The organism is Aeromonas sp. TS_SC_11 (assembly GCF_057318915.1).
In genome coordinates this window covers 2,916,798-2,935,841 of record NZ_CM170470.1, presented here as the reverse complement: position 1 = coordinate 2,935,841, position 19,044 = coordinate 2,916,798, and the positions used below count along the sequence as shown (strand labels likewise).

Sequence of the window (19,044 nt, the reverse complement as noted above, 5' to 3'; positions counted from 1 at the left end):
CTCCCTGATGTGGCAAGATGGGACAAGAAACGGCGCTATTGTAGGGGAAACGGATGGTCAGGGTAAGCGGCAGGGCACAGGAAATGAAACGAATTTGTTGGCTGATTGTGGCCGCTCTGCTGACAGCCTGCTCCCCGGCCCCCGAGTTCAGCAACGGCCAGGGCCAGCCGGTGACGCTGGCGCAGTTTGCGGGCAAACCGCTCTTGGTCAACTACTTCGCACCCTGGTGCGCCCCCTGCCTGCGGGAATTGCCGCTGCTGGAGACACTGGCGCAGGAGGGCAAGATAGCCGTGGTGATCATCAGTTACGATCCCGCCACCCCGGCCGAGCTGGGGGCACTGGCCAGTCGCCATCACATCAGAGTCCCGCTGCTGATCGCCGATAAAGAGGCGCACCTCCCCTTCTCTCTCCCAACCGGGCTGCCCACCAGCTATCTGCTCGATGGCGAGGGCCGATTGCAAGAGACGCTGGTGGGAGAACTCGACGGGCAGAAGATTGCCGCCCTCAAGCTGCGGGCTGCGCAATTTCGTTAGAGACGCTCCCCTCCCCTTGCCAGGGGAAGCGTCGATGCGCCTTCCTGACATTTGAGCGTCTGCGACGCTTCTCTTTCATCACGAGTCTGCCGCCCCGCCCCCTTGTGAAGGGGTGGCAGAGAAGAGTCTTCCGCCCGGAAAGAAAACGGGGCGCGCCATTGCTGGCGCACCCCGTTTCACCGCATGTCGGAGTCATCACCCTTTCAGGCTGTCGAGATCCTTTTTCGCGCGCTCCAGCTCTGTGATGCGCGCCTCCAGTCTGGCCAGGGTCAGCTTGTCGCTGGTGGTGCCACGGGCCACGATCAGCTCGTCGATGGCGGCTTGATAATCCCCGCGCAGGGAGAGCATCTCGGCGCGCGCCATGTGCAACTCTGTCATTCGGCCCGCCTTGCGATAGGCATCGGAGAGCAGGTTCCAGGCCAGGCTGTTCTCTTCGTGATCCCGGGCATAGGGGTCCAGGATGGCGATGGATTTCTTGTAATCGCCCCCTTCCAGATAGGCGTTACCCAGGTTGACCACCACCACTTCGTTATCCGGCATGCGGGCGCGGAACTTCTCCAGCCGTGCAATGGCCTGGGCGCTGCGTCCCTTGGCGAGATCGATATCGGTCAGGGCATCGACCACGAACAAGTCTTCCGGATGACGGGTGGCCAGCTCCTGCATCAGGGTGTCAGCCTCATCGGTGCGTTTGAGTTGCAACAAGGCCAGCGCCTTGCCATAGGTGGCCGCATCCTTGAGGGGGTAATCCCCTTTTTGCAGACGACTGTCGAAATAGCTGAGCAGCGCCTGTGGTGTCTCGGTGCCATAGCGCACCTGAATGCGCACCTTGGCCAGCCAGAAGTCGAGGCTGGGGGGCAAGTTGCGGCGCCCATAGCTGTTGGCTCGGCCACGGGCCTCGGAGATCCGGGTCTCGGGCAGGGGGTGAGTGAGCAGCATCTGGGGCGGCTTGCTGGCGTAGCGATACTCGGCCGCCAGTTTCTGGAAGAAGTTGGCCATGCCCATGGGGTCAAACCCTGCGTCATACAGGGTCTTCATGCCGATCCGGTCCGCTTCATATTCGTTGTCGCGGGTGTAGTTGATGGCCGATTGCATCGACAATCCGAGGGTGGTCTGCAAGGCGGCGATACCGGCAGTGGGGTTGATCACCGCGAGCGCAATGGAGCCCACCAGCCCGGCCAGTGTCATGGCGGAGCTGCTCGCCTGCGCCTCCATGTAGCGGGCGATGTGACGCTGGGTCACGTGGGTGATTTCGTGCGCCAGTACCGAGGCCAGCTCGCTCTCGCTGTCGGCATAGAGGAAGAGGCCGGTGTGCACCTTGACCCGACCACCGAGGAAGGCGGCCGCGTTGATGCTGGGATCATTAATAAGGAAGAAGGTAAAGGGAAAACGCACCCCGTCGGCGTTGGTCAGCAAGCGCTGCCCCAGATCGTCTATGTACTGACTCAGCACGGGATCATCGATGATCGGCAAGCCGGCACGGGCGAAACGCATGAAGGCATTGCCATAGCGCACCTCCTGCTCGATGGGCAGGGCGGCTACCCCGGCTGTGCCTATGTCGGGAAGCTGGTTGTTCGCCTGGGCATGAAAAGTCGCCCCCATCAGGGAAGCCAGCAGGGGAAGCGATGCCATCAAAGGGGAAAAGCGTGCCACGTTATCTCTATCTCCAATCAGACCCTACCGGGACACCGGCAGAATACCCTTGCCCCTCAAGGGCCACAAGCGTTGTTTCATGCTCTTATCACGGCCATAATAGCCGCCTCATGCCCGATGGAGCCCCTATGGAACACCTCGATCTGACCCCCTGGCGCTGCCCAGAGCCACTGATCCGGCTCAAGCTCTGGTTGCGTCAGGCGACACCCGGTCAATCCCTGTCCATCCAGCTGGCAGACCCGGGCTCCCGGCAGGATATTCCGGCCTACTTGCAACGCAAGGGACACACAGTCACCTTGCAGCAAGGGCCGGACAATACGATCTTTTTGCAATTGGTTGTCGGGGCCAAGCAGCCATCATGAGCCCCTGTCACGAAAGGATGCTGTCATGTTAGAAGTACTCAAGCGCTGGTATCAGACCCGTTTCTCCGACCCCGATGCCGTCACCCTCTTCCTGCTGCTGGTTGCCTGCTTTGCCGTGCTCTGGCTGTTTGGCGGCCTGCTTGCTCCCTTGCTGGTCGCGCTGGTGATGGCGTATCTGCTGGAGTGGCCAGTGAGCCGGTTGCAACGGGCCGGGCTCTCCCGGGCTCTTGCCACCAGTCTGGTGCTGCTGCTGTTCATCGCATTGACAGTGATGGCATTGCTGGGCCTGATCCCGACCCTGGTGAGCCAGGGCATCAACCTGGCCAAGGAGTCCCCCTCCATGCTGGCCCATGCCCAGGACTATGTGCGCACCCTGCCGGAGAAATACCCCGAAGTCATCGACGTGACCCTGGTCGAAACCATCATCGACAACATCCGCCAACGCATCCTGAGCGGCGGCGAGCATCTGGTGAGCGCCTCCCTGAGCTCGCTGGTGAACGTGGTGGCCATCCTCATCTATCTCATCCTGGTGCCGCTGATGGTGTTCTTCATGCTCAAGGACAAACAGGAGCTGATGGGCGGCCTGCGCCGCTTCCTGCCGCGCAATCGCACCCTGGTCAACCGGGTCTGGGTGGAGATGAACGACCAGATCATCAACTATATCCGCGGCAAGGTGATCGAGATCCTTATCGTCGGGGTGGCTACCTACATCCCCTTTGCCTTGATGGGATTGCGCTACTCGGCGTTGCTGGCGGTGGCTGTCGGTTTCTCCGTACTCATTCCTTACATAGGCGCGGCAGCGGTCACTGTACCTGTGGCCATGGTGGCCCTGTTCCAGTGGGGACTGACCCCGGAATTCACCTGGCTGATGGTGGCCTATCTGGTGATCCAGGCCCTCGATGGCAACCTGCTGGTGCCTCTGCTCTTCTCCGAGGCGGTCAACCTGCATCCGGTGGCCATCATCGTAGCCGTGCTGGTATTTGGCGGCCTGTGGGGTTTCTGGGGCGTCTTCTTTGCCATCCCCCTCGCCACCCTGGTCAAGGCGGTGATCAATGCCTGGCCCAAGCGGGATGATCCGGCCCTGCCCGGCGTCTGAGGGCGCATACACCTCTCAGGTGACAGAGAGTGATAACCAGCAATCAGGAAAAAAAGAAGGGAGCCCACGGCTCCCTTCTTTGTCATGTAATAGCGGTTGTTGATATCAGAGCCCGGCCAGAAATGCCGTCAGGGCCTGATTGACGAAGGCGGGATTTTCCAGCGTGGAGATATGGCCTGCGGCCGGGATCTCCTTGAAGGGGCAACCCAGCACCTCGGCCATCAGATAACCCTCCAGCACAGGGCGTGCCTTGTCTTCGCAGCCGGTCATGACCAGCGCCGGCACCCTGATCTCTTCCAGCCAGTCGATGCGATCTTCCCGGGTCACAAAGCTGCGCCCCACCGCCACCATGGCGGCGATCTTCTCACTTGGCCAGGATGCAAGACGTTCCTTGAACCCGTCTATCAAGGCCGCATTCGGCTGATTGGCAAAAAACAACGGTGCCACCTGCTCCACTATGGGTGCCGGTATTGTGCCGAGCTGCCCAATCATGCCCAGCATGCCGAGGTAGCGCTCACAGGTGATCTGGGGCTCGAGACCGACGAAGCTGTCCATCAGCACCACTCCCTTGAGACGGGTCGGTGCCATCCTGGCCAGCTCCACACCCCACATGCCACCGATGGAGAGACCCACCAGCACACACTCTTCGACCCCGAGGGCATCGAGCAGTGCCAGATGATCCCGGGCCAGGGTCGCCAGGGTGCAGGGGCCTTCCGGCAACCGGTCGGAATCGCCGTGGCCCCACAGCTCTGGCACGATACAGCGGTACTGGCCCTTGAGCGCGGCAATCTGCGGCGCCCACATGGCGCTGTCCCACAGGTAGCTGTGGCCAAACAACAGAACCGGGCCCTGCCCCTCATCCAGATAGGCCATTTGGCGGCCCGCTATCTCCATAAATTGCTTCATGTTTTCTCCTGTTGCCAGCTGCTGATGATGAGACGGCAATGCAAATCGCCATAAATGGCTTCATGTTTTTTCTATTGCCAGCGGCTGATGAGGCGGCAGTGTAAATCGCCATGCTGTTTTGCTGCCAGCGACGGGGCGGCAGTGTAACACGCAGTCCTTGGCAGTGGCGCCTCCCTGGTGCAAGCTGAAGGTGACTCAAGGAAAGGACTCAAAAAGGAGACAGCCATGCCGAAGGAAAAGAGCAAGAAGCGCCCGCGTCTGGACAAGAAGTGCTATGAGCATCACCTCACCCATCTGCAGGAGGAGCTGGTCAAGTTGCAGGAGTGGGTCAAGCAGGAGGGACTGAAAGTGGTGGTGCTGTTCGAGGGGCGCGATGCAGCCGGCAAGGGCGGCGTCATCAAGGCCATCACAGAGCCACTCAACCCACGGGTCTGCCGGGTCACCGCCTTGCCCGCCCCCTCCGATAGAGAGCGATCCCAGTGGTATTTTCAACGCTATGCCGCCCACCTGCCCGCCGCTGGTGAAATGGTGCTGTTCGACCGTTCCTGGTACAACCGGGCCGGGGTCGAGCGGGTGATGGGGTTTTGCAGCGATGCGGAGTATCGCGAGTTTTTACGGGCCTGTCCCGAGTTTGAACGCATGCTGATCCGCTCAGGGATAACCCTGATCAAATACTGGTTCTCGGTCTCGGACGAAGAACAGGAGAAGCGTTTCAAGGAGCGGATCAACACCCCCATCAAGCGCTGGAAGTTCAGCCCCATGGACTTGCAATCCCGCTCGCGCTGGGTGGAGTACTCCCGCGCCAAGGATGACATGTTCACCTATACGGACACGGAAGACTGCCCCTGGTTCGTGGTCGATGCCGACGACAAGCGCCGGGCACGCCTCAACTGCATCGCCCACCTGCTCGGCAAGGTGCCCTACGAGGCGATCAACTACGACCCCATCAAGCTGCCCCCCATCACGACCGAGGGGTACGAGCGCCCGCCACTGGCCAGCCAGACCTTTGTACCCGACATTACCGCCGAGCTGGAGGCCTGATCACCATCACCCTGCCTGCCATGTTCCCGAACGGCAGGCAATAAAAAGCCGGTCTGGCGACCGGCAAAAAGGCATTGAATACTAAGGAAAACCAGCGCAAAGAAATCAGGTACGAATGTACTTGGCGGTACGAGGGAACGCCTGCTCTTTGGCGTCAAACAGATAACAGGCTTCAGCCGGGATACCCACGCTGTAGGTCTGACCGGTTGCCACATCCACGTCCGAGGTGGCCTTGACGGTAAAGTCGTGACCATCCACATCCATATAAACGAAGGATTCCGCGCCCAGGTGTTCAGCCACCTGCACTATCCCGCTCACCTTGCTGTGAGCATGGGGGTGATCGAGCGGGAACAGATGCTCGGGACGAATACCCAGCTCTACCTTGTCACCGACCGAGCCACGACGAGCATCGACCCGCGCCCGCACCGTATCGCCGGAGGTGAGTTTGACCACACACTCCTGCTCGCCAATCTCCAGCAATTCGCCCGACAGGAAGTTCATCTTGGGTGAGCCGATAAAGCCCGCCACGAACTTGTTGTCCGGGTTGTGGTAGAGATCAAGCGGGGTGCCGAACTGCTCCAGGTTGGTTTGGGCCTCGCCCTTGAGCGGGCTCAGTACCACGATGCGGTTGGCCAGTGTCATGGCTTCCACCTGATCGTGGGTCACGTAGATGATGGTGGAGTTGAGCTCCTTGTGCAGCTTGGCGATCTCGATGCGCATCTTGACCCGCAGGGCGGCATCCAGGTTGGACAAGGGTTCGTCAAACAGGAACACCTGCGGCTGCTGCACTATGGAGCGACCTATGGCCACGCGCTGGCGCTGACCGCCGGAGAGCGCCTTGGGCTTTCTGTCCAGCAATGGCTCAAGCCCCAGGATTTCGGCAGCGCGCATCACCCGCTTGTGGATGTTCTCCTTGTCCATCTTCTTGAGCTTGAGGCCAAAGGCCATGTTCTCGTAGATGTTCATGTGCGGATAGAGAGCGTAGGACTGGAACACCATGCCGACGTTGCGCTCCACCGGCGGCACGTCGTTCATGTAACGACCGCCGATAGTCAGCTCACCGCTGGTGATGTCTTCCAGACCCGCGATCATCCGCAGCAGGGTGGACTTGCCGCAGCCGGACGGGCCGACGAAGACGATGAACTCCCCTTCCTTGATGGCCAGGTTGATGTTGCGCAGCGTGTCCTTGTGGACCGCCGGATCGTAGTTCTTGCGAACGTTGTTGAGTACTACTTCAGCCATGACGAGCTCCGCTCTTGAATCTTTGCAAATCGTGACGGCGGGGGGAGTCAGCTCCCCCGGCCATTAAAACCGTTAGCCGTTAAACGTTAGCCTTTCACACCGCCCGCAGTGAGGCCGCCGACCAGCCAGCCCTGTGACAGACCAGCAGGAACACCTTGAGGCTGGCGACGTGGCAGGTGCGGCAAGACACTTAACCTTTCACACCACCGGCGGTTAGGCCACCTACCAACCAGCGCTGCGCCATCAGGAAGACCACAGTAATTGGCAGCCCCGACAGGACGGCTGCAGCCGCAAAGTCACCCCACAGATAGTTCTGCGGATAGAGGTATTGCTGGGCACCGACCGCCAGGGTCAGGTTGTTCACATCCTGCAGCAGGATGGATGCCACGGGCACCTCAGTGATGGTTCCGATGAAGGCAAGAATGAACACCACCGCCAGAATGGGCACCGACAAGGGCAACAGGATCAGGCGGAACGCCTGCCACGGGGTCGCGCCATCGATGGCTGCCGCCTCTTCCAGAGAGGAGTCTATGGTCTCGAAGTAGCCCTTGATGGTCCAGACGTGCAGTGCTATGCCGCCCATGTAAGCCAGGATAAGGCCACCGTGGGTGTTGAGACCCAACCAGGGCACATAGTCACCTATCTTGTTGAACAGTGCATAGATGGCCACCAGTGCCAGCACGGCCGGGAACATCTGGAAGATCAGCATCCCTTGCAATATGGTCTGCTTGCCGCGAAAACGCAGGCGGGCAAACGCATAGGCACAGGTGGTCGACAGCGTCACTATCATCAGGGCCGTGATGCCGGCGATCTTGATGGAGTTCCACAGCCAGGTCAGCACGGGGAACGGCGGCGGCGTTATGCTGCCATCGGCGTTGGTGATGGACATGCCCAGCGCCAGCTTCCAGTGATCCAGGGTCGGATCGGAGGGGATGATTTCCCCCACCGAGAAGTTGCCGTTACGAAACGAGATGGCGATGACCATGATCACCGGGAAAATGATCAGCGCCAGGAAGGCCCACATGACCAGGTGGGTTGCCCACACCCGGTATTTGACTGATTTGGGTTGTACGATAGCCATTGAGAAGCCTCCTTACTGTTGCTTGTCGGCTTTGGACAATTTCAGGTTGAGCAGTGCAAGCGCGCCGACGATCAGGAAGATGGCGGTAGCGATGGCACTGGCCAGACCGTAGTCCTGACCACCCGAGCCCTGGAACGCAATCCGGTAGGTGTAGTTCACCAACAGATCCGTGGTACCGGCCGGGGTACTGGCGCCTATGATGTCCGGCGCCCCGTTCGTCAACAACTGTATGAGTACGAAGTTGTTGAAGTTGAAAGCAAAGGATGCAATCAGCAGCGGAGTGAGCGGCTTCATCAAGAGCGGAACCGTGATCTTGAAGAAGTTCTGCACAGGACCGGCACCGTCCATGGCGGACGCCTCGTAGAGATCATCCGGAATGGCTTTGAGCAAGCCCATGCAGAGGATCATCATGTAGGGGTAGCCAAGCCAGGTATTGACGATGAGGATCATCACCTTGGCCAGGAAGGGGGTGGTGTACCAGTCAGGCTTGATGCCAAACGCCGCTTCCAGGAACAGGTTGATCTCGCCGAAGTTCTGGTTGAACAAGCCCTTGAACACCAGGATGGAGATAAACGCCGGTATCGCATAGGGCAGGATCAGCATGACCCGGTAGAAGCCGCGACCTCTGAGCTGTTCCCACTGCACCAGACATGCCATCACCATGCCGATGGCCAGGGTGAAGCCCACTGAGCCGGCGGAGAAGATCACAGTCCAGACGAAGATCTGCATGAAGGGACCCTGGATACCCGGGTCTGTCATGATGCGCACGAAGTTTTTCCAACCCACGCTCACCACGAAACCGGGGGCCATGCCCTTGCCGACAAACTGTCCCTGCTCGTCGATGTATTGATAGAAGCCGGTGTCACCGTTGGGCAGCATCAGCTCGCCGGTCTGGGTGTCACGCAGCAGGTTGCTGTCCTTGATCACCACGCCGGATTTGAGCACAGCGCCATCCATCAGCCGGGTGTACTGCTGCTTCTGGGCGGCAAACTTGCGCAGGCTGCTCAGGGTCAGGTGAATGCCACCTTCCGGCAATACCAGATCCAGCGCGCTCAGGTGAGTGCGATGATCGACGATGGCACGAATGGGGGCCACCTTGTCCACGGCCTCTTCTGCCAGAGGCTGCAACTGAACAACCTGGACCGCGTCATGGACTCTGCCCTCGCGGACAGCCAGTTCACGGGCCTTGTTGTTCATCAGAGTAAGGGGTTGACTGATAAAGGCTTGGTCGTCCTGTTTCAGCAACAGCTGAAACTGATTGTTCTCACCACCCAGCAGGGTGAAATCGAATTCACCGCCAGCCACCTTGTAGCTTTTTTTCAGATGGTAATCCCGTGCCTGCTCAAGGGAGAGCAAGTTGGCTCCCGAGTAGTTGGTGAAGGCGATGCCGATCGTGTAGGCAAGAGGGAAGATGATAAACACAACCATGCCAGCCACACCGGGGAAGATATAGCGGTGGGCATAAGTCTTCTTGTTCATGAAGACATACAGACCGACGGACACCACCACCAGATCGAGCAGAGCGAATACCCACTCACCGCTGGCGTACATCATCACGGCCGCATAACCGTTGAGGATGGCTACCAGAGCAGCGATGGTCCACTTAAGCCAGGTGTGCTTATCCTTCGGACCGGCATAGGATTCAATAGAAGGTACTACTTCCATGCCAATTAACCTTTATAACGCCAAGAGAGATTTGAGAGAGTGGGAGGCCATTGCGGCCTCCCAGGTAGTGCATGCTTACTGAACGATACGCTTGGCAGCGGTATCCAGGGCTTCGTCAACGCTCTGACGGCCGGAAGTCACGTTCTTGAGGGCTGTTTCGAAGGAAGACCAGAAACGGCTCATCTCGGGCACGGACGGCATCGGCTCGCCATTCTGGGCGTTCACCATGGTTGCCTTGATGTGCGGATCGGATTCCAGGGTCTTCTGGAAGGACTTCAGCGCTACTGCACCCAACGGCTTGTCGGCGTTGACCGGTGCCAGACCGGCATCGGTCAGCAGGTAGTTTTCCAGGAACTCGATAGCCAGATCCTTGTTCGGGCTGGCGGCGTTGATGGTCGCACCCAGTACGCCAACGAAGGCTTTGGCCGGGTTGCCCTTCAGGGTCGGCAGGGACGCTACACCGTACTTGATGCCGCTCTTGTCCAGGTTGCTCCAGGCCCAGGGACCGTTGATCATCATGGCCACTTCGCCCTTGTTGAACTTGGCGTCCATCACACCGTAGTCGATACCTTTTTCCAGGTGACCGGATTTGATCATCTCGGAGATATAGCCCACACCGGCCTTGGCACCTGCGTTGTTCACGCCGGTATCTTTCACGTCATAACCGGTAGCGGTTTTCTTGAAGGCATAGCCACCGTTGGCAGCCACCAGCGGGTAGCTGAAATAGGGGGTGTCATAGGCCCACATAATGGCGCGCTTGCCATTTTTCTTCAGCGCTTCGTCGATCTTGGCGATCTCTTCGAAGGTTTTCGGCGGCTCGGGCAGCAGATCCTTGTTATAGATAAGGCTCACGGCTTCTACCGCAACCGGATAACCGTAGGTCTTGCCATCCACTGCCATGGCATCCCAGGCGAACTGTTCAAACTTGGCTTTGGTGGCTGCGTTCGGGGTAACAGGTACCAGCAGACCGGCCTTGACCCACTCACCGTAACGGTCGTGAGCCCAGAAGAAGATGTCCGGACCGTTGCCGGTGGCAGCGGCTTGCTGGAATTTCACTTCCACCTGATCAGGGTGAGCAACCGTCACCTTGATGCCGGTTTCGGCTTCAAACTTCTTACCTACTTCAGCCAGACCATTGTATCCCTTGTCACCGTTAATCCAGATGGTCAGTTGACCTTCGTCAATGGCGGCGGTGGCAGAGCAAGCCACGCCCAGAGTAGCCAGACCGATCAGGGATGACAGCAATTTCTTTTTCATGAGCCTTTCCTTGTATTAGTTCCGCGCTGTAAGAGCATTGTGTGCGAGATGAATATTATCCCAAGCCGCTACTGCCTCACATGACGCAACTCGCATTTTTGAAATGCAATTACGTATTTTCTTCCAGAAAGTTATGAAAACATTTTCTTATTTCAGGGGGTTATCGCCATTTATTGGCATATTTCTCGCCAAAAACAGAAATTAAATTACCAAATGGAAATAAAAAAACACAAATGAAAGGGTTTTCACTGCATTGAAAACCCTTTCACGGTGGTTATTCTGTTTAAATTGTTAACAAAGCACCGAGTTGGTTTCGAGGCGACTTACCCCATTAAATAAAAAGACACCGCAGCGAAGTGCGGTGTCTTTTTGCCAAAAATGGAAAGCAGATCACATTACGACTGGCGCAGCAGTTGATCCTTGAGATTGGGTGGCACGCCGCGAATGGTCAGGGTATCGGTCTGGGGATCGTAAAACACCCGGCTGTTCAGCAATTTCTGCTCGAAACTCAGGGTCAGACCGCCACCGGAGCCGACGAACTTGGTCAGGCCGCGCAGGGTGGAGCGATCGGCGGGGAAGCGCTCTTCCAGCTCATACTCCTGACCGATGAAGCTGTAAAAATCGAGGTCGCCCTCGCCCGCTTCTCTTGCAGAGAGTTCGGCGGAAAGCTCCTTGATTTCGATCTCTTCACCGGCGCTGGCCTGCTCGGTGCAATATTTGAAGACCTGCTTCTTGTAGTCGTTGCGCTCGGCCGGTTCGAGCTGACGACTGTCGCAATAATCGTCCACCGCCTGCAGCAGCCCTTTATTTTGGATCTTGGCATCCATGCCCTCGCGGGCACCCAGCAAGTCCATGAAAAAGTCCCCCAGTTTGCGACCGACCCGCCCCTTGCTGAAGGTGATATAACGGCGAGAGTCTGGCTGGGTTTTCCATTCGGTCAAATCGATGCGGGCCACCAGATTGAGCTTGCCGATATCCAGATAATGGATATGGCGCAAGTCCAGCGCCTCGCTGACGGTGACGCTCTCCTTGCCTTCCAGCAGGGCGACCATCAGGTAATCGACCCCCACATAGTTGTATTTGGCAAACAGCAATACACCCTGTTCGTCGAGGGCGTGATCCACCAGGTTCTTGACCAGCAGCTGGGTCATATTGACCGAGAAGGGGACGAATTCGAGCTGATCGCCGAGCAGCTGCTCGAGGGCAATGCGAAAGGCGGGAGAAGGCTGCTTGGGGGCTTCCTCACCGTCGGCCAGCTCGGCGACGGCGGCTTCGGGGTCAGCGAAAAAGCCAAAGCCCTTGCCACCCTTGCCGTTGTAAATGCGATGCAGCTCCGCCATCAGCCCCTGAACCGCCTCATCAGCAGGCAGGGTCTGGCTGCGGGTGTCGGCGTGAGGTTGACCATCGCCGCCCTGGCGCAGGGAGTGAAGAATGATCTTGTCGATATCGAGACTCATGTCACAAAGCCATAGTGTTAGCCGAAAGGGTGAAGTATTATAAGGCGCTTTGAACCGAGATGAACTGAAGATTATGCCCATCGTATCAAAGTACACAAACCAGCAATTTGATGACCTGATGAATGACCTGATCACTGTACTGGAAAAGCACAAAGCGCCAGTCGACCTCAGCCTCATGGTGCTGGGTAACGTGACGACCAATATCATCAACGGCATGGCCCCGGCACAACGCCAGGCGATCACTGAAAAATATGTCCAGGCACTGACTTCCTCGGTCGACACTCGCCACGACACTCACTGAGTCGCCGCCTTTTTTTGACGTTTCTCAAAGCAGATGGATCACTATGGTCGAAACCGGCAACCCCTATCGTGATAATGTCTCTCGCCTGATCACCTGGGGGCATTGGTTCTCCTTCTTCAACATCATTCTGGCCATGCTGATTGCCACCCGCTATCTGGGTGCCATCAGCTGGCCATCGACCACGCTCGGCGTGACCTATCTCATCATCAGCTGGATAGGTCACTTCTCGTTTCTGAGCTTTGTCACCTACCTGTTGACCATATTCCCGCTGAGTTTCGTGCTGCCCAAAGAGAAGCTGCTGCGCTTCATTTCGGCCATCATCGCCACCTTGGCGCTGGTGCTCCTGCTCATCGACACCCAGGTGTTCCAGCTGTTCAAGTTCCACTTGAACGCTCAGGTGTGGCAGTTGCTGCTGGATCAGGCCCAGACCGAGGAGGGCTCGATCTGGAGCATCATCTTCGTGGCGGTGCCGACCATCTTCCTGCTGCAACTGCTGCTGTCGGCCTATGTGTGGCGCAAGATCAACAAGCGCAAGCGCCGCCAGTATGGCAATCAGGTGGGGCTGGCCCTGCTGGTCTGCTTCATTCTGACCCACGTGGTCAACAGCTGGGCCGATGCTACCCTGTATCAGCCCATTACCATGCAGCGCGCCAACTTCCCGCTCTCCTACCCCATGACTGCCAAGAGCTTCCTGGCCAAGCACGGCTGGCTGGACCTGGATCAGTACGAGAAGAAGGCAGAATCTCAGGATGGCGAGAGCGAGAGCCGCTTGCGCTACCCCCTGCGCCCGCTCAGCGTCAACGCCCCCATTGCCCACAAGAACCTGCTGGTGGTGGTGGTGGATTCGTTGCGAGCCGACATGCTCAACAGCATCAACATGCCCAATCTGCAGCGTTATGCAGACAGCCATCTCAATTTCCGCAACCACATGAGTGGCGGCAATGACGATGTGATGGGGATGTTCAGCCTCTTCTATGGCCTGCCCGGCCACTATTACGACGACATCCGCAACGACAAGACACCGCCGGTACTGTTCGACGAGATGCTGCGCCAGGATTACCAGTTCGGCCTGTTTGGCGCGCTGGAAGATGCGCAGCAGTATCGCCAGAGCATCCTCTCCGGTCTGCGCAAGCAGGTGTTTGTCTCCGAGCAGACCAATGATCAGCTGCTGATCGGTGACTGGCAGCAGTGGCTCGCCAAGCGCTCGCCGGACAGACCCTGGTTCTCACTGGTCTATCTGTCGAGCCCCGGTGATTACCAGCTGCCGGCCGACATGAAGGGCCCCTTCCAGCCCGAGCTGACCAAGTTCAATCCGGCCACCGCTTATCAGGCCAAAAACCTGCAGAAGCTGGAGAACCGTTACAAGAACACCGTCTTCTACACCGATCAGTTGCTGGAGCAGATGCTGAGCCAGCTGCAACAGCAGGGCCTGAACGAGCAGACCATAGTCGTGGTGACCTCCAACCACGGTCAGGAGTTCAACGATACTCGCAGCAACAGCTGGGGTTATGGCACCAACTACTCGCCCTATCAGGTGCAGGTGCCTTTCGTGCTGGCCTGGCCGGGCAACGACACCCTGGCACAGAGCCAGTTGAGCAGCCATCTGGATCTGGTGCCCACCCTTATGCAGGGCATGCTGGGGGTGCGCAACCCGGCGCGGGACTACAGCACAGGCCGCAGTCTGTTCGACAACAGCCCGCGCAACTGGCTGCTGGCCGGGGATCAGCGTGATTTTGCCATCTATCAGGGCAACACCATCACCCACTTCAACAAGCAGGGTGACTTTGAACTGCTGGAGCGCAACAGCTACCGTCCCATCAAGCACGGCACCCCCGACATGGGTGTCATGATCCAGGTGATGAACGAGCTCAACCGCTTCTATCGCGCCCCCTGACGGCCAGAAAACCACACTCACCACGCCCGCTCCCGTAGCGGGCTTTTTATTGCGTGCAGTGCGTGCCGGAAAACAACAGCTGGGCATCTATGCCCAAGGGAACCCATAGGGGACGGGTTTTATGCCCAGCCAGATAGCTCTCTTCTCCCCTTCATGTTCTCACTTGCCGGCGCAAACGTTCTTCTTTCCACTACTGACTCTTCCATCAAAAACATCAATCTGATCAAGATCATAAAAACAAAATGATAATGATTATCAATCGTTGATCTGGATGGACCACTCTGCAATAATCCGCGCCCTTCAGGCTCAAATAACAATCATTCTCAAAATGAAAATACTGCTGCACTACTGGCCCATGCTGCTGTCCGGCACAGCGCTGGCCGCCAGCGATCAGACCCAACTCGATGGGACTGGCACCCCTGCTCACCTCAAGGCGCGCGAGACCATAGTGGTCAAGGGCCAGCGGGTCGAACAGAAGCTGTCCGATATCTCGGGCACCATCACAGTCATCACCGAAGAGGATCTGGATCGCCAGGTCGCCACCGAACTCACCGACGTGTTCAAGAACGAACCCGGCGTTTCTGTGACCGGCTCGGCAGGGCGTCCGCAAAACATCAGCATCCGCGGCATTGGCGGCAACCGGGTGCTGATCATCAAGGACGGGGTCAGGGTCAGCGACGGCTTCGGTGCCGACGATCTCAACGACAAGGTGGGCCGTTTCAGCTTCGACCTGGATGACGTCAAGCAGATTGAGGTGGCCAAGGGGGCAGGCTCCGCCCTGCACGGATCAGACGCCATCGGCGGCACCATCGTCATCTCCACCAAGCAGCCGGAGGATTATCTGCAGGGGCAAGATGCCTACCTCAGCAGCAAAGTCCTGCATGATGGCAGCAGCAACAAGCAGAAGTTGAGCGCCACCGGTGCCGCCCGCTGGGCTGATACAGAACACCTGCTGCGCCTCTCCGGCTGGCAGGGGCACGAGACAGCCAACTATGACGAGAGCCGCATCCCGGCGGATCTGGATGGCCTGAGTGCCTCCACCAGCTCTCGCTTCACCCTGAACGAGCACCACCTGCTGCGCCTCGAACTCGACTACTTCGAGGACAACGCCAAGCGGGATCAGGGGCCGCGCGAAGTGCCCCAGCCCGATGGCAAATGGCAGGTCCGCCAGTATCGCGAGGACAGTACCCAGCGCTCCCAGGGCGCCAAGCTGAGCTGGGAGGCGCGTAGTCTCGACCATCTGCTGGCGGATAAGTTCACCTTGAGCCTGCACGGCAATCACGCCAAGAACAGCGCCAACAAACGCAGCCTGCTGCAAAATGACCTGCTGAGCGGCTATCCCCGCTATCGCAGCGAACGGGAGCTGGCCACCTTCACCGAGGATCTGCTCGGCGGCGAGCTGGACATTCGCCGCGATCTGACGACCGGCGCCATCGAACACAAGCTGAGCTATGGCGTCGAACTGGAGCGCGCAAGCCACGAGCGGCCGGTCGACAAGCTGACCTTGGAGGCGGGCATTCCCCAGCCCGGCCAATCCGCCCCCTTCAGCAGCGCCCGCACGGACCGCGCCGGCATCTGGCTGGGGGATGTGGCGAGCCTTGGCCAGTGGCAATTCACCCCCACACTGCGCATGGATCACCAGTGGCTGAGCCCGCAAGATGGCAAGGGTGCCAGCAACCACAGCTGGCACCTATCCCCCAGTCTGGCCACCAGCTACCGCTTCAACGATCAGTGGCGCAGCTGGCTCAGCTATGCCAACGGTTTTAGTGCCCCCTCCTACGACAAGGTGTACGGCAATATTCCCCACTACTTTGCCCTGCCGCCGTTCGAGATCATCGCCAACCCGGACCTCAAGGAGGAGACCAGCCACAGCTTCGAGTGGGGTGTGAGCGGTGAAGGGGATGAGTGGAGCATCAAGCCGGCCCTCTTCTACAACCGCTACTACAACTTCGTCGACTGGCGCCAGGTGGGCTTCCGTCTGAGCGACGGCGTCATGCTGCGCCAATACCGCAACGTGGCCAAGTCCGAGACCTGGGGCGCCGAGATCGCCGCCAGCTACTGGCTGACCCAGCAGTGGGAACTGGCCACCAAGTTCGGCTGGGTGGATGGCAAGGACAGCCAGGGCGAGTCACCGCGCAACCTGACCCCGCTGGAGGGCAATACCCGCCTCAGCTATCAGGCCAACGACTGGAGCCTGGGGCTGCAAGCCGACTATGCCGCCGCCATGAGCCGGGTGCCCACTTGCGGCAACAGCCTGACCCAGCAGCAGAGCGAGTGCATGAAGAGTGCGGGCTGGCTCAGCTTCGCCCTGACCGCCGACTGGCAGATCACAGACGCCCTCAAGGCCAACCTCAAGCTAGATAACCTGCTCGATACCCGTTACACCCGCTATCAGGATGTAGCCGGGCAGGAAGCGGGCAGCGATGCGGGACTCTACACCCAGACGGGCCGCTACCTGAGCGCCAGCCTGCGCTACACCTTCGTGGGGATCTGATGCACGCGCTATTGATAATGACGGCTCTGCTGGCCAATCCGGTGGCCTCACCCACCGAGGCCGCAATGACGGCAACCACCACTGCGCCACAGAGCGCGCCAGCCATTGCCAAGCGTCCCCTGTTGATGAAGGGCAAGGTAGCGCGGTGGGATCCCTATGGCGGCTGGCGTGACGACAGCCGCCAGGATCCCGCCCTGCTGGCCATGCTGGCCGAGCAGAACCGCTGGACCGAGCAGCAGCTCGCCAGCCAGCGGCCGCTGGAGCAGGCGCTGCAAGCCGAGTGGCAGACACAGCAGCGCGGCGAGCCCATGCCCGCCGAGTGGCACACTGAAGCGGGCAGCCAGTGGCGGATGGAGGCCGACGGCAGCCTGTGGCAACGGGCTGATGACAAGGTGCAGCCCCGTCAGCGACTGGCGCCGCGTCAACCGGCGAGCGGCTATTACGAGCTCGCCGGCTGGGCACTGCACCCGAACGGACGCTGGCTGGCCCTGGCCGAAGATCTGCGTGGCGATCTGGACTACCGCATCACCCTGCTGGATCTGGATAGCGGCAAGACCCTGACCACTCTGGCGCACAGGGCCGCCGATCTGCTCTGGAGCCTGGACGGCAAGACCCTCTACACCCTTGCCAACGAGCGCCGCACCCTGCGCCCATGGCAGCTGTGGGCCTGGCAGGATGGCAAGGAGCGGCTAATACACCAGGAGGCCGATCCCGCCTGGCTGCTCAGCCTCTATGGCACCACGGACAAACGCCACCTGCTGCTGCAGAGCAACAACCACGACAGCTCGGAGCAGTACCTGCTGGACAAGGGAACCCCCTCTCTGCTCAAAGCCCGTCAGGCCGGTGTCGAGTACTACCTGGATACCCAGGGGGAGCGAGTGCTCATCAAGAGCAACAAAGATGGTGCCCTCGGCCTTTATCAAGTGACCAGTCTGGCACAGGTGGCCGAGGGGCACTGGCAACCCCTCTGGTCCGGCGAGGACAGGAGCCTGGAGAAGTGGCGCCTGTTTGCCGACCATACGGTCCTGCAATACCGCAAGGCAGGGGACGACTGGCTCGATGTGCTGGATTCAAGCGGCCAGCTCAGCCAGCGCGTGCATCTCACCGAGGGAGCTGGCACGGCCTGGATCCAGGGCGCTCATGACCCGGCCAGCCAGCAGATCCTGATCCGCCGGCAAGGGATGGCCGAGCCGCCGCACCAGCGCTGGCTCAATCTGGCCAGCGGTCAGTGGCAAGCTGGCGCCCAGGCGCAGGCTCCCTCCCCCTACCGAAGCGAGCGACGCTGGGTGCTGGGCAAGGATGGGGTCAAGGTGCCCGTCTCTCTGGTGTGGCGCACCGACATCACCAAGCCCAAGGCGCTGCTGCTCTACGGCTACGGCGCCTATGGCACCCCCATGCGCCCTTACTACCAGCCTCAGGTGCTGAGTTTGCTGGATCGCGGTTTTGTCTACGCCATCGCTCACGTGCGCGGCGGCGGCATGCTGGGAGACGGCTGGTATCTGGCGGGGCGCGGCCGGCAAAAACAGCACAGCGTGGACGACTTCCTGACCGTGGCCGAGGCGTTGGCCCGGGATCCGGCCATCGATCCCGCCCGGCTGTTCGCCATGGGCGGCAGTGCCGGCGGTCTGCTGGTGGCGGCGGCGCTCAATCAGGCGCCAACCCGCTTTGCCGGCGCCGTGTTGCAGGTGCCCTTTGTCGATCTGCTCGGCACCATGAGCGATCCCGAACTGCCGCTCACCCGCCAGGAGTACGCCGAGTGGGGCAATCCGGCCATTCCCGCCGACTATGCTGCCATGCGTCGCCTGAGCCCCTATGACAACCTGCAACGGCAGCCCTATCCCCCGGTTTACGTGACGGCCGGGCTGCACGACAGCCAGGTGCCCTACTGGGAGCCGCTTAAATGGGTCGCCCGGCTGCGGGAGCACAGCACGGGCAAGGGCCCCTATCTGCTGAGCACGGCTCTCGACAGCGGCCACCAGGCCAGTACCGGCAAGGCCCACCAGCAGGCAGCGCGAGAATATGCCTTCCTGCTCACCCTGGCTGGCGTTACCCGCTGATGGCGCAT

At 59.7% G+C, this 19,044-nt stretch carries 15 protein-coding genes; 8 read left to right on the top strand and 7 right to left on the bottom strand.

Annotated elements, in window-relative coordinates:
* The first annotated feature begins 53 nt into the window (after positions 1-53).
* The gene (locus AC1P02_RS13790; RefSeq protein WP_096118468.1) at positions 54-533 is read left to right on the top strand and encodes a TlpA family protein disulfide reductase; all 480 of its coding nucleotides are present in this window, start codon (positions 54-56) and stop codon (positions 531-533) included.
* Between the two features lie 195 nt (positions 534-728).
* On the opposite strand, the gene bepA is transcribed toward AC1P02_RS13790, so the two are convergent.
* A complete protein-coding gene (gene bepA / locus AC1P02_RS13785) occupies positions 729-2,183 on the bottom strand; it encodes a beta-barrel assembly-enhancing protease (protein ID WP_353851550.1) in 1,455 nt (484 codons plus the stop codon).
* Between the two features lie 128 nt (positions 2,184-2,311).
* Here bepA and AC1P02_RS13780 point away from each other — a divergent pair, with 128 nt between their 5' ends.
* Both AC1P02_RS13780 and AC1P02_RS13775 read left to right on the top strand, forming a co-directional pair.
* Positions 2,312-2,545, top strand: coding sequence for a sulfurtransferase TusA family protein (locus tag AC1P02_RS13780; protein ID WP_096118467.1), 234 nt, complete (start codon positions 2,312-2,314; stop codon positions 2,543-2,545).
* Between the two features lie 25 nt (positions 2,546-2,570).
* Positions 2,571-3,641: an AI-2E family transporter gene (locus AC1P02_RS13775; protein WP_059168531.1), complete on the top strand. Its 1,071-nt coding sequence runs from the start codon at positions 2,571-2,573 to the stop codon at positions 3,639-3,641.
* Positions 3,642-3,746: 105 nt separating this feature from the next.
* Here the strand turns inward: AC1P02_RS13775 and AC1P02_RS13770 are convergent, their stop codons facing one another.
* The gene (locus AC1P02_RS13770; protein ID WP_096118466.1) at positions 3,747-4,547 is read right to left on the bottom strand and encodes an alpha/beta fold hydrolase; all 801 of its coding nucleotides are present in this window, start codon (positions 4,545-4,547) and stop codon (positions 3,747-3,749) included.
* A gap of 225 nt (positions 4,548-4,772) precedes the next feature.
* Between AC1P02_RS13770 and ppk2 the strand changes: the two genes are divergently transcribed.
* On the top strand, positions 4,773-5,588 hold the full coding sequence (gene ppk2, locus AC1P02_RS13765; RefSeq protein ID WP_058395747.1) for a polyphosphate kinase 2: 816 nt from the start codon (positions 4,773-4,775) through the stop codon (positions 5,586-5,588).
* Between the two features lie 105 nt (positions 5,589-5,693).
* Here the strand turns inward: ppk2 and AC1P02_RS13760 are convergent, their stop codons facing one another.
* From AC1P02_RS13760 to yejK, 5 genes are all read right to left on the bottom strand, one after another.
* The gene (locus AC1P02_RS13760; protein WP_005310112.1) at positions 5,694-6,830 is read right to left on the bottom strand and encodes an ABC transporter ATP-binding protein; all 1,137 of its coding nucleotides are present in this window, start codon (positions 6,828-6,830) and stop codon (positions 5,694-5,696) included.
* A gap of 190 nt (positions 6,831-7,020) precedes the next feature.
* Positions 7,021-7,911 carry a maltose ABC transporter permease MalG gene (malG, locus tag AC1P02_RS13755; protein ID WP_017412117.1) on the bottom strand — a complete coding sequence of 297 codons (891 nt, stop codon included), beginning with the start codon at positions 7,909-7,911 and terminating at the stop codon, positions 7,021-7,023.
* Positions 7,912-7,923: 12 nt separating this feature from the next.
* Positions 7,924-9,576 carry a maltose ABC transporter permease MalF gene (gene malF / locus AC1P02_RS13750; RefSeq protein WP_059113440.1) on the bottom strand — a complete coding sequence of 551 codons (1,653 nt, stop codon included), beginning with the start codon at positions 9,574-9,576 and terminating at the stop codon, positions 7,924-7,926.
* A 75-nt stretch (positions 9,577-9,651) separates the two neighbouring features.
* Positions 9,652-10,833, bottom strand: a complete 1,182-nt coding sequence (gene malE / locus AC1P02_RS13745) for a maltose/maltodextrin ABC transporter substrate-binding protein MalE (protein ID WP_005310106.1) — start codon at positions 10,831-10,833, stop codon at positions 9,652-9,654.
* 395 nt (positions 10,834-11,228) lie between these two features.
* Positions 11,229-12,290 carry a nucleoid-associated protein YejK gene (gene yejK, locus AC1P02_RS13740; protein WP_170946521.1) on the bottom strand — a complete coding sequence of 354 codons (1,062 nt, stop codon included), beginning with the start codon at positions 12,288-12,290 and terminating at the stop codon, positions 11,229-11,231.
* A 73-nt stretch (positions 12,291-12,363) separates the two neighbouring features.
* Here yejK and AC1P02_RS13735 point away from each other — a divergent pair, with 73 nt between their 5' ends.
* From AC1P02_RS13735 to AC1P02_RS13720, 4 genes are all read left to right on the top strand, one after another.
* Positions 12,364-12,591: a YejL family protein gene (locus AC1P02_RS13735; RefSeq protein WP_005310102.1), complete on the top strand. Its 228-nt coding sequence runs from the start codon at positions 12,364-12,366 to the stop codon at positions 12,589-12,591.
* A gap of 43 nt (positions 12,592-12,634) precedes the next feature.
* Positions 12,635-14,485, top strand: coding sequence for a DUF3413 domain-containing protein (locus AC1P02_RS13730; RefSeq protein ID WP_005310100.1), 1,851 nt, complete (start codon positions 12,635-12,637; stop codon positions 14,483-14,485).
* 328 nt (positions 14,486-14,813) lie between these two features.
* Positions 14,814-16,979 (top strand): TonB-dependent hemoglobin/transferrin/lactoferrin family receptor, encoded by a 2,166-nt coding sequence (locus tag AC1P02_RS13725; RefSeq protein ID WP_485182463.1) that lies wholly within the window; start codon positions 14,814-14,816, stop codon positions 16,977-16,979.
* A complete protein-coding gene (locus tag AC1P02_RS13720; RefSeq protein WP_485182462.1) occupies positions 16,979-19,036 on the top strand; it encodes a prolyl oligopeptidase family serine peptidase in 2,058 nt (685 codons plus the stop codon). The genes AC1P02_RS13725 and AC1P02_RS13720 overlap by 1 nt, the downstream gene beginning before the upstream one ends.
* The last annotated feature ends 8 nt before the right edge of the window (positions 19,037-19,044 follow it).